The sequence below is a fragment of the Mycobacterium sp. E1715 genome (genome assembly GCF_001667625.1).
In the GTDB taxonomy this organism is placed as follows: domain Bacteria; phylum Actinomycetota; class Actinomycetes; order Mycobacteriales; family Mycobacteriaceae; genus Mycobacterium.
Genome location: NZ_LZJJ01000170.1, coordinates 1 through 10203, shown reverse-complemented (window position 1 = coordinate 10203; position 10203 = coordinate 1). Strand labels below are relative to the sequence as shown.

Below are 10203 nucleotides of genomic sequence, written 5' to 3'. Positions count from 1 at the left end.
CGTTGGACATGACCAGCCGTTTGCACATCGGCGTGTAGTCCGGGGTCAGGGCCCTGCGCAGCTCGGGGTCGCGGACCTCTCGCAGGCTGGCGCGGCACAGCGCCCCCATGATCTTTCGGCGCAGTCCCGGCTTGGTGAGCCCGGCGGCGAAGGTGTCGTAGCCGAAGCTGTAGCACCGGTAGGCCAGCCGGTCGAGCCAGCCGAACCGGTTGTGGGTGATGCTGGTGAGCCGGCTGTAGCGGGGGTTGGGCAGGCGAAGCACCCACTGCGCGGTGCGCTGGAAGAGCATGACGCGGTCCGCGACCCCGAGCTGCGCAGGGCCCTGACCCCGGACTACACGCCGATGTGCAAACGGCTGGTCATGTCCAACGGCTTCTACCGCGCGATGCAGCGCGACGACGTCGAACTGGTCACCTCCTCGATCGACCACGTGGAACGGCGCGGCATCGTGACCGACGACGGTGTCCTGCACGAGGCGGACGTCATCGTGCTGGCCACCGGGTTCGACACCCACGCGTTCTTCCGGCCGATGCAGGTGACCGGCCGCGACGGTATCGCCGTCGACGACGTGTGGCGCGACGGTCCGCGGGCCTACCGGACGGTGGCGCTGCCGGGCTTCCCCAACTTCTTCATGATGCTCGGGCCGCACAGCCCGGTCGGCAACCTCGCGCTGACCACCGTCGCCGAATCGCAGGCCGACCACATACTGCGGTGGATTCAGCGTTGGCGCCGTGGCGAATTCGACACGGTGGAGCCCACCTGGCCGGCGACCGAGAGCTTCAACGCCAGGCTGCGTGCCGCGATGCCGGACACGGTGTGGACCACCGGTTGCGACAGCTGGTATCTCAACAAGGACGGGGTGCCCGAGGTGTGGCCCTTCACGCCGGGGGAGCATCGCGCCATGCTGGCCAGCACCGATCTCGGCGAGTACGACTTGCGACGACACGTCACCGCCGGCTGAGCCGATAGCCTAGATGGGCGACCTTGACCCCGGGCAGCGGCTCCCAGTCCAGGGTGCATCCGTCGGCGTGAAAGCCGTTGCTTTCGTAGAACTTTCGCCCCTGCGTGTTGCGCTCGGCGCACCACAGGACGAGGTCGCCCGAGCGGCTTTCGCGCAGCGCCGTGGCGAGCAAGCGGGTGCCGACACCGTGGCCCTGGGATTCCGCCGCGATGTACAGGGAGTCCAGTTCCACCTGTTCGGGGTTCGCGGGATCGGGGCCGAAGATGGTCATACCGATTGTCGCCGAACCGGATTCGGCGACCCACATGCTCCAGTTGCGGCGTTGCAGGATGCGCGGATAGGCGAGGATGGCCCAGCGCCGGGGCGATCCGAGCACGTCGAGCGTGGAGTCGGGCAGTATGCCGGCCCAGGATTGCCGCCAGACCGGATAGTGCATCTCGGCGACCGGGGCGAAGTCACTCGGTCCGGCTTGGCGGATCGTGACGCCGCCGGTGGTCACGGCCTGGACTGCTCCAGGTAGGCCGCCAGCGCATTGGTCAGGCCGCGGCGCGCCATGTCCAGGTCGGCGTACGAGCCGAGCTGGCGCTCGGAGACCAGCCCGCGCATCGCGCCGGGGATCAGGGCGGCGACCTCGCGCACCCGATCCGGGTCGACGTCCAGGCCGGCGAACGCGTTCTGGCAGGTTTCCAGCCAGCTCTTGCCCCAGGAGAACAGCTCGGCGGCGGTGCGCGGGAACAACCGCTCGAGCTCGCCGGGGTCACGGGGGAGGGCCGCCCGCAGGTTCTCGATCGCGCGCGAGTCCGCCGACGCCAGCCCGTTGTACAGGGTGTCGATGATGGCGCCGACCCGCTCGCGCAGGGGCGCGTCGGTTGAAATCGGCGTCGACAGAGTCGAGAAGGTCGCGGCGCGCCGCTCGGCGGTGCGGTGCAGCACCGCGGCCCAGAACCCGTCCGTGTCGCCGAACTGGTATTGCACGGCACCCCAGGTGGCGCCGATCTCCTTGGCGATCCGATTGGCCGACACCGAGCCCGGGTCACCGGAGGCCAACGACTTCAGCGCGGCCTCGAGCATGCTCTCGCGCGTGGCGTTGCCCCGCCGGTTCGGGCGCCGGTTCGCGGTTCCCGCCCCGCTGACCTGCCGAGTCATTTGCAGAGCCTATCGCGCACAACGGCCGAATTTTCATAGAGGGTACTTTGATTTGTCTGCGGCCCGGCCTATCATTCGTTTCAAGGAGGGATCCCGCATGGCTAAGCCGCCGTTGTCGATGGAACCAACCGGCTGGTTCCAGGTCGCCTGGTCCGACGAGATCGGTGTCGGCGACGTGCATAAGATGAAGTACTTCGGCCAGGAAATGGTCGCCTGGCGGGCCGAGTCCGGGCAGCTCACCGTGATGAACGCCTACTGCGAACACCTCGGCGCGCATTTGGGGTACGGCGGCACGGTCGTCGGCGAGATCTTGCAGTGCCCGTTCCACGGGTGGCAGTGGAGCCGGGAGGGCCGCAACGTCTGCATCCCCTACCAGGATCGGCCCAACCGCGGCAGGCGCATCCGCACCTATCCCGTGGTGGAACGTAACTCGTCGGTCTACATCTGGCACGACGTCGAGCGCCGCGAGCCGTACTTCGACGCCCCCGACGTGTTCGGCGCGTTCCACGACGACAGCAGCGCCGACGACTACTACCCCCAGCAGCGGTTGTACCGGCCGGGCCTGGAGCTGCACCCGCAGTATGTGCTGGAAAACGGCGTCGACTTCGCGCATTTCAAGTTCGTGCACAACACGCCCATCGTGCCGGTGTTCACCCGCCACGACTTCGACGAGCCGGTCTCCTTCGTCGACTTCACCATCACGTTCGAGGGTGACGACGGGCAGAAGATCGAGGACGTCAACAGCGGTGTCGAGGCCATCAACGGTGGCCTGGGCATCGCGGTCACCAAGAGCTGGGGGATGATCGACAACCGCACCATCTCCGCGGTCACCCCGGTCGACGAGTGCACCTCCGACGTCCGGTTCATGGTCTACATCGGCCGCACCCCCGGCAAGGACCCGGAGCGGGCCGAGCGCAAGGCGGCCGAGTTCGGCCGCGAGGTGATCCGGCAGTTCGAGCAGGACATCGAGATCTGGCGGCACCAGCGCTACTCCGACCCGCCTGCGCTGGCCACCGACGAGTACGAGGGCTTCACCGCAATCCGCGCGTGGGCCAAGCAGTTCTATCCCGAGGCATTCGCACTACAGGAAGGCTCCACGCAATGAGTAGCTCACCGATTCGCGTCTTCCAGGTGGGAAGCGGAAACGTCGGTTCGGAGATGATCAAGCGGATCGCCACCTATCCCGGCCTCGAACTCGTTGGCGTGCATTGCTATTCGCCGGAGAAGGTCGGCAAGGACACGGGCGAGTTCGCCGGCGCGGCGCCCAACGGGGTGAAGTTCACCGGCTCCATCGACGAGATAATCGCCGCCAAGCCGGACGTGCTGACGTTTCACGGCGTTTTCCCCGACGAGGACCTGTATGTGAAAGTGCTCGAGGCGGGCATCGACATCGTCACCACCGCCGACTGGATCACCGGCTGGCACCGCGACAAGAACCACCCGCACCCGTCGGGCAAGCCGGTGAGCCAACTGCTGGCCGAGGCCTGCGAAAAGGGCGGGGCGACGTTCTACGGGACGGGAATGAACCCGGGCCTCAACCAGATACTCGGCGTGGTGTGTTCGGCCGACGTCGCCGATATCGAGAACGTCACCACGATCGAATCCGTCGACGTGTCATGCCACCACTCCAAGGACACCTGGATCGAGGTGGGCTACGGCCAGCCGGTCGACGATCCGGAGATCCCGTCGAAGCTGGAGAAGTACACCCGGGTCTTCGCAGACAGCGTGCTGATGATGGCCGACTGCTTCGACCTGCCGCTGGACGAGGTGAAGTTCAGCTACGAGCTGGGCGCCTGCACCAAGGACGTGGACCTGGGCTGGTACACGCTGCCCAAGGGCTCGCTGGGCGGCAACTACATCAAGTACCAGGGCATGGTGGACGGGGTGCCCCGGGTGGAGACGCACCTCGAGTGGCAGATGACGCCGCACACCGATCCGAGCTGGAACATCAAGGGCTGTTACATCACTCAGATCCAGGGCGACCCGTGCATCTACAACAAGCACATGATCTTCCCCAAGCCCGGCGTGGATCTTTCGAACCCGGACAACTTTGCCTCCATCGGCATGACCGTCACCGGCATGCCCGCGCTGGCGGCCATCAAATCGGTCGTGGCGGCCCCGCCGGGGCTCATCACCAGCGCCGACCTGCCGCTGCGCGGGTTCGCGGGGCGGTTCAAGAGGTGAGCGCGCGGGGGTCAAGGGTCTTCGGCGCGTTCGGGGTGGTGGTAGTCGTTCGTGCGCTGCCCGCGGTCTTGCTCCGGCGGCGGTAGCCACTCGGTCCGGCCGTCGGGCAGCTTCCTTGTCCGCCAACCCTTTTCGATCAGCCTGTGATGCGGCGTGCAGGCGAAGGTGAGTGTGTCGGCGTCGGTCAGCCCGCCTGCGGCCCACTCGTCGAGATGGTGCACCTCGCACCAATAACCCGGCGCGTCGCAGCCGGGATGCGTGCAGCCGCGGTCCTTCGCGTACAGGACGATGCGCTGATCCGGCGTGGCGATTCGCCGCGACCGGCCGAGATACAGCGGGCGGCGCGAGTGTTCGTCGAACACGGCCAGATAGTGGTAGGCGTGGCGCGCCATCCGGATCACGTCGCGCATCGGCAGCACCGTTCCACCGCCCGTCACCGCGCGCCCGGTGCCGGACGTCAGCTCCTGCAGCGTGGTGGAGACGATGACCGTGACAGGTAAACCGTTGTGCGCACCCAGTTGCGGGTTGCCCAGCTGACCGCGTACCAGGGCGTTGATCGCGTCATGCTGACGCTGCGCGTGGCTGCGCGTGTCGCCGCTCGCGGACTCGTCGTTGGGTTCTCCGTCGAGACAAGGCTTTTCGTCGTCTGGATTGCACATGCCGGGGGCGGCGAAGCGCGCGAGCCAGGCGTCGAGGTTGGCCCGCAATTCCGGGGAAGCGACCAGCTTCCCGATGCTCATCCCGTCGGACCGCTGCCCGGCCCAGGTGAAGCCGCGCTGCCGGGCGCGGTCGATGTCGGAGAACTTCCCGTCGGGATTTATCCGCAGCGCGCACCGGTGCGCGACCTTTTCCAGCTGGTCGGGCCGCAACTGCACCGCCTGGCGGGCCAGGAATCGCTCGGCGGCGTCGACCGTCACGGTGGGTACGGCGTCGGGCAGGTCGCGAAAGAAGGTCTGGATCACGCGCAGGTGCTGCGCGTCGAGCGCTCCGCCGCGCCACGCCTCGGCGGTGGCGGCCAGCTCCGGTGGCAACTGCTGGCCGGTGAGGGTCAGGCGCGGCGAGAGCTGCCTGGCGTCTCGAATCCGCCGGCATGCCTCGCTGTAGCTGATCCGCAGCCAGTCGCCGATGACCTTGTGGACCGGCCCACCCAGGTCCCCGGCATCCTCTTGCGCCAGGTCCGCGATCAGGTCGTGACTCGTCGCAACCTGCTGGCGGCGCGCGGTCTCCATCCGCTCCAGCACCCGCAGCCGGACGGCGGGGCTCAGCGCCCGCAAGTTGAGCGCGCGCACCGACGCGCCGGCCGCGTCCAGCGCGTCGAGCGCCGCGGCCACCTCCTGCGGCACGTCGATCGAACCCATGTTCGAACAATAGGGCGCCCAATCCGGCCCGCGCCACCACGAACGCGCCGGTTGTGGATAAACACCCGACTGTGGATGAATCGGCCCGGTCTAGGGTGAAGCTCATGCGGGTAGGCGTCTTGGGGGCTAAGGGCAAGGTCGGGTCGGCGATGGTGCGGGGAGTGCAGGCCGCCGAGGATCTCACCCTGTCCGCGGAGGTCGACGCCGGAGATCCGCTCAGCACGTTCACCGACTCCGGCACCGAGGTCGTCATCGACTTCACCCACCCCGACGTGGTGATGGGCAATCTGGAGTTCCTGATCGCCAACGGAATTCACGCCGTCGTCGGCACCACCGGATTCACCGCCGAGCGGCTGGAGCAGGTCGAAAGCTGGCTGGCCAAGAATCCCGACACGAGTGTCCTCATCGCGCCCAACTTCGCGATCGGCGCCGTGCTGTCAATGCATTTCGCCAAGCAGGCGGCGCGCTTCTTCGATTCGGTGGAGGTGATCGAGCTGCACCACCCGCACAAGGCCGATGCCCCGTCGGGCACCGCCGCCCGCACCGCGAAGCTGATCGCCGAAGCGCGAAAAGGACTGCCGCCCAACCCCGATGCCACCAGCACCGGCCTGCCCGGCGCCCGCGGAGCCGACGTCGACGGCATCCCGGTGCACTCGGTGCGGCTGGCCGGATTGGTCGCCCACCAGGAGATCCTGTTCGGCACCGAGGGGGAGACGCTCACCATCCGCCACGACAGCCTGGACCGCACCTCGTTCGTGCCGGGCGTGCTGTTGGCCGTCCGCCGCGTCAGGGAACACCCGGGCCTCACCCTGGGGCTCGAGCCCCTGCTCGACCTGCGGTGAGCCCGCCGTGAACGCCGCCCTGCGCACCCAGTTGCTCATCGCGTTCCTGTGCGTCGCGATGCTGGTGTACTTCGTGCTGCTGGGGCGGATGGCCGTCGCGATGATCGCCTCGGGCCGGGCCGCCGCCGTGGGGCTGGGCCTGGCGGTGTTGATCATGCCCCTGATCGGGCTGTGGGCCATGGTGGCGACGCTGCGGTTCGGGTTCGCCCACCAGAAGCTGGCCAATCTCATTGCGGCCGACGGCATGGAGCTCGACACCAGCGCGCTGCCACGGCGGGCGTCGGGCCGCATCGAGCGTGACGCCGCCGACGCCCTGTTCGCCTCCGTACGCACGGAGGTCGAAGACCACCCCGACGACTGGCGGCGCTGGTACCGGCTGGCCCGCGCCTACGACTACGCGGGGGACCGCCGCCGCGCGCGGGAAGCCATGAAGACGGCGCTCGAACTGCAGGGCCGCCAGTGAGTAAGCCAGTGAGCAAGACGCTGCTGATCGTTCACCACACACCGTCCCCGCACTGCCACGAGATGTTCGAGGCCGTGGTCTCAGGGGCCACCGACCCCGAGATCGAGGGCGTCGAGGTCGTGCGGCGACCGGCGCTGACCGTGTCGCCCGCCGAGATGCTGGCGGCCGACGGATATGTGCTGGGCAGCCCCGCCAACCTGGGCTACATGAGCGGTGCGCTCAAGCACGCGTTCGACTGCGCCTACTATCAGCTGCTCGACTCGACGCGCGGGCGCCCGTTCGGCCTGTACCTGCACGGCAACGAGGGCACCGAAGGCGCCGAGCGCGGCGTCATGTCGATCACCACCGGGCTGGGCTGGGCCAAAGCCGCAGAGACCGTGGTGGTTTCGGGCAAGCCGGACAAGGGCGACCTGCAGGCCTGCTGGGAACTCGGCGCGACGGTGGCCGCCCAGCTGATGGAATGAGCCGTCTAGGTGTGGGTCGGGTTGAACGCGTCGGCCGGTTGGGCCAGGGCCAGCGCCGAGCTGGTGCCGATCGGCCCGTGCCGGTCGAAGAGGGTGGCGGCGCCGGTGGCCACCCCTGCTGCGCCGTAATGGCTTTGCGCCGCCAGCCCCAGGAATTCACCGTCGGGCAGACAGCTGGCGGTGACGGTGTAGTCGGCGTTGATGTAGCGCAAGCCGCCTGTGCCCCAATGGGTCAGCGAACTCGTGATGTCACCGACGAAGGCCAGTCGGGTGAAGGGGGTCAGGGGATAGCCCTGCACCATCGGGCGAAAGATCCTGGTCCACGCGAACTTCTGGGAGTGGGACTGTTCCCACTCGCCGGCCGCGATGCCCGGACTGCCCGCGGCGGTGGCCCCGTAGCCCCAGATAAGAAACGGCATGTCGGCCGGGAAATCTCCGGAATCGGCCGGAAGCGGCGGCATGGCCAGGGGAGCCGACCACACCGCGCCGTCGGGATGTTCGCCTCGGCGCAGGAACAGCGCGCTGGCCCTCGCGACGGTATTGCCGTTCTGCACCAGCGCGCCGTCGACGAGCTTGATCCGCCGGCCTTCCCGCTGCACCGAGGTCCGGATCTGCACCGGCTCGAGCAACGCCGGGCGGAGCAGGTCGACCGTGAGACGGGCCGGCTGGAAGTCGGCCTCGATACCGGATTGCTCTATGCCCCAACCCAACAGACCACCGACGTTCTGGCCACCCATCGCGGCGCCCCACGGTCCCCGGGTCAGCGGGCCCGGCACGTAGGAGTCGCCGTCGACAGTGAAGAACGCCTCGGGCATGATGGCGGAATCGTCGACCGTCACGGCCATCACGATAGGACACCGGATAGTAAGGACCGGGAATGCCTCCAGTGATCGAAATCCCGCGCGCCCACAACCCGTTTCCGACGACAGGCGTGACCCGCGACGCCGACGGCGTCCCACACTACGACGATCTGCCCGCCAGCCTGGTGGACATGCTCGCCGAACAGGTCGAGCAGCGCCCGGACAGTGAGGCGGTGGTTGAGCTTGGCGCCGGCCGATTGACCTACCGCCAGTTGTGGGACCGCGCGGCCCGGGTCGCCGGGGGGCTGCGCGGGGGCGGGCTGCGGGCCGGTGATCGCGTCGCGGTGCGGTACCCCGCCGGCATCGACTGGGTGCTGGCGTTCTGGGGCATCGTGATGGCCGGTGGTGTTGCGGTGGCTGTCAATACGCGCTCGGCGCAACCGGAAGTCGAATTCGTCCTCACCGACTCGGGGGCGACGCTGGACCTGGCGGCGGGCAACCCGCTGCCCGACGGCCAGCCGTATGTGACGGAGCGACTGGGCCGCGCCGACGTGGCCGCGCTGTTCTACACGTCGGGCACCACCGGCCATCCCAAGGGGGTGCCGACGACCCACGAGGCCTTCCTGACCAACACCGAGAACGCGATCCGGTGCCTGGACCAGCCGCGCGACCTGGGCGAAGCGATGCGCACACTCATCTCGGTGCCGCTCTTCCACGTGACGGGCTGCAACTCACAACTGCTGGCTGCCACCCGCCTGGGCGGGGCCTCGGTGATCATGCCCGTCCTCAACCTGGACGAGTTGATCGCCTCGCTGGCCGCCGAGCGCATCTCGGTCATGGTCACCGTCCCGGCCGTCTACGCACTGATGTTGCGGCACAACGGGTTCACCGACGCCGACGTCTCCGGCGTCCGCTGGGTGGGTTACGGGGGCGCCCCGATCGCCCCGTCGCTGGTGCGTTCGGTGCAGGACGCCTTTCCGCGAGCCACGGTGTTCAACGGCTACGGCATGACCGAGTCGGCGTCGCTGATGACCGTGCTGCCGAGCCGGGACGCCGTCGATCACGCCGACTCGGTCGGGTACGCGGTCCCGTCCGTCGACCTCGGCCTGATTTCGTTCGGCGGCGACGAGGAAGGCGTCGGCGAGCTGGTGGTGCGCGGCGCGAACATCACCGCCGGGTACTGGAACCGGCCGGAGGCGACCGCGGCAACCATCGCGGACGGCTGGCTGCACACCGGCGACGTCGTGCGCGTCGACGAGGCGGGCCGGGTGCACATCGTCGACCGGCTCAAGGACATCATCAACCGCGGGGGTGAAAACGTCTCGAGCGTCGAGGTGGAGGCCGTGCTGCTGGCCGCGCCTCACGTCGCGGACGCGTGCGTGCTGGCGGTTCCCGACGACGTCATGGGCGAGAAGGTGGGCGCGGTGTTGTTCGGCGGTTCGGACGAGATCGACGTGCCGGCGGTGCTCGACCACTGCCGCGAGCAGCTCGCCGATTTCAAAGTGCCCCAGTACGTCACCGTGGTCGACAGCGCGCTGCCGCGCAACGCCGGCGGCAAACTGCTCAAGGGCAAGCTCCGCGAGCAGGTTCGGTGGGGGGATCCGCTGCGATGAGCGGGACGGTGCTGGTCGCCAACCGCGGCGAAATCGCGCTCCGAATCGTCCGCACCGCAACAGAATTAGCGATGCGATCGGTCGCGGTTTACGCCGAGGACGACGCCGAGAGCCCGCACGTGCACGCGGCCGACGAAGCGATCGGCCTGCCCGGCGCGGGGCCACGCGCCTACCTGGACCAGCCCGCCGTGCTGGCCGCGGCGAAAAGCTGCGGCGCCGAGCTCATCCACCCGGGCTACGGATTCCTCAGCGAGAACGCAGAATTCGCCCGGGCCTGCGCCGGCGCCGGGCACACCTTCGTCGGACCGGACGCCGACGTGCTCGAACTCGTGGGCAACAAGTCCGCCGCCCGCGGCGCCGCCGTCGCGGCCG

11 protein-coding genes and 2 pseudogenes are annotated in these 10203 nt (G+C 68.6%); 8 read left to right on the top strand and 5 right to left on the bottom strand.

Annotated features, from left to right (window positions below):
- Positions 1-289, bottom strand: a pseudogene (locus A9X03_RS28350) (NAD(P)/FAD-dependent oxidoreductase); the annotation flags it as partial.
- Between the two features lie 6 nt (positions 290-295).
- On the opposite strand from A9X03_RS28350, the pseudogene A9X03_RS09505 reads away from it, so the two are divergent.
- Positions 296-961 (top strand): annotated as a pseudogene (locus A9X03_RS09505) (flavin-containing monooxygenase); the annotation flags it as partial.
- Here the strand turns inward: A9X03_RS09505 and A9X03_RS09500 are convergent.
- A complete protein-coding gene (locus A9X03_RS09500; RefSeq protein ID WP_068260744.1) occupies positions 948-1460 on the bottom strand; it encodes a GNAT family N-acetyltransferase in 513 nt (170 codons plus the stop codon). The pseudogene A9X03_RS09505 and the gene A9X03_RS09500 overlap by 14 nt on opposite strands.
- Positions 1457-2032 carry a TetR/AcrR family transcriptional regulator gene (locus A9X03_RS09495; protein WP_156669994.1) on the bottom strand — a complete coding sequence of 192 codons (576 nt, stop codon included), beginning with the start codon at positions 2030-2032 and terminating at the stop codon, positions 1457-1459. Before A9X03_RS09495 ends, A9X03_RS09500 begins: the two co-directional genes overlap by 4 nt.
- 172 nt (positions 2033-2204) lie before the next feature.
- On the opposite strand from A9X03_RS09495, the gene A9X03_RS09490 reads away from it, so the two are divergent.
- A complete protein-coding gene (locus A9X03_RS09490) occupies positions 2205-3212 on the top strand; it encodes a Rieske 2Fe-2S domain-containing protein (protein ID WP_067780274.1) in 1008 nt (335 codons plus the stop codon).
- On the top strand, positions 3209-4291 hold the full coding sequence (locus A9X03_RS09485; protein ID WP_067750877.1) for a dihydrodipicolinate reductase: 1083 nt from the start codon (positions 3209-3211) through the stop codon (positions 4289-4291). Before A9X03_RS09490 ends, A9X03_RS09485 begins: the two co-directional genes overlap by 4 nt.
- An 11-nt stretch (positions 4292-4302) precedes the next feature.
- On the opposite strand, the gene A9X03_RS09480 is transcribed toward A9X03_RS09485, so the two are convergent.
- On the bottom strand, positions 4303-5649 hold the full coding sequence (locus A9X03_RS09480) for an HNH endonuclease signature motif containing protein (RefSeq protein ID WP_068018822.1): 1347 nt from the start codon (positions 5647-5649) through the stop codon (positions 4303-4305).
- A gap of 104 nt (positions 5650-5753) precedes the next feature.
- On the opposite strand from A9X03_RS09480, the gene dapB reads away from it, so the two are divergent.
- The 3 genes from dapB (at position 5754) to A9X03_RS09465 (ending at position 7418) form a co-directional block, all read left to right on the top strand.
- Positions 5754-6491, top strand: coding sequence for a 4-hydroxy-tetrahydrodipicolinate reductase (gene dapB / locus A9X03_RS09475; RefSeq protein ID WP_068260748.1), 738 nt, complete (start codon positions 5754-5756; stop codon positions 6489-6491).
- Between the two features lie 58 nt (positions 6492-6549).
- Positions 6550-6954: a hypothetical protein gene (locus A9X03_RS09470; RefSeq protein WP_156746515.1), complete on the top strand. Its 405-nt coding sequence runs from the start codon at positions 6550-6552 to the stop codon at positions 6952-6954.
- Between the two features lie 62 nt (positions 6955-7016).
- Positions 7017-7418, top strand: coding sequence for a flavodoxin family protein (locus tag A9X03_RS09465; RefSeq protein ID WP_197498962.1), 402 nt, complete (start codon positions 7017-7019; stop codon positions 7416-7418).
- A gap of 5 nt (positions 7419-7423) precedes the next feature.
- On the opposite strand, the gene A9X03_RS09460 is transcribed toward A9X03_RS09465, so the two are convergent.
- Positions 7424-8257: an acyl-CoA thioesterase domain-containing protein gene (locus tag A9X03_RS09460; protein WP_197696044.1), complete on the bottom strand. Its 834-nt coding sequence runs from the start codon at positions 8255-8257 to the stop codon at positions 7424-7426.
- A 38-nt stretch (positions 8258-8295) separates the two neighbouring features.
- Between A9X03_RS09460 and A9X03_RS09455 the strand changes: the two genes are divergently transcribed.
- On the top strand, positions 8296-9831 hold the full coding sequence (locus tag A9X03_RS09455) for a class I adenylate-forming enzyme family protein (protein WP_197504938.1): 1536 nt from the start codon (positions 8296-8298) through the stop codon (positions 9829-9831).
- Positions 9828-10203: biotin carboxylase N-terminal domain-containing protein (locus tag A9X03_RS09450; protein ID WP_304442440.1), on the top strand; the 376-nt coding region annotated here is incomplete at its 3' end. The genes A9X03_RS09455 and A9X03_RS09450, both read left to right, overlap by 4 nt.

Excerpts from the sequence above, each read along its gene's own strand:
- A9X03_RS09495 (WP_156669994.1), bottom strand. The coding sequence starts at position 2,032 with ATGCTCGAGGCCGCGCTGAAGTCGTTGGCCTCCGGTGACCCGGGCTCG.
- A9X03_RS09490 (WP_067780274.1), top strand. The coding sequence starts at position 2,205 with ATGGCTAAGCCGCCGTTGTCGATGGAACCAACCGGCTGGTTCCAGGTC.
- A9X03_RS09485 (WP_067750877.1), top strand. The coding sequence starts at position 3,209 with ATGAGTAGCTCACCGATTCGCGTCTTCCAGGTGGGAAGCGGAAACGTC.
- A9X03_RS09480 (WP_068018822.1), bottom strand. The coding sequence starts at position 5,649 with ATGGGTTCGATCGACGTGCCGCAGGAGGTGGCCGCGGCGCTCGACGCG.
- dapB (WP_068260748.1), top strand. The coding sequence starts at position 5,754 with ATGCGGGTAGGCGTCTTGGGGGCTAAGGGCAAGGTCGGGTCGGCGATG.
- A9X03_RS09470 (WP_156746515.1), top strand. The coding sequence starts at position 6,550 with ATGCTGGTGTACTTCGTGCTGCTGGGGCGGATGGCCGTCGCGATGATC.
- A9X03_RS09465 (WP_197498962.1), top strand. The coding sequence starts at position 7,017 with ATGTTCGAGGCCGTGGTCTCAGGGGCCACCGACCCCGAGATCGAGGGC.
- A9X03_RS09455 (WP_197504938.1), top strand. The coding sequence starts at position 8,296 with ATGCCTCCAGTGATCGAAATCCCGCGCGCCCACAACCCGTTTCCGACG.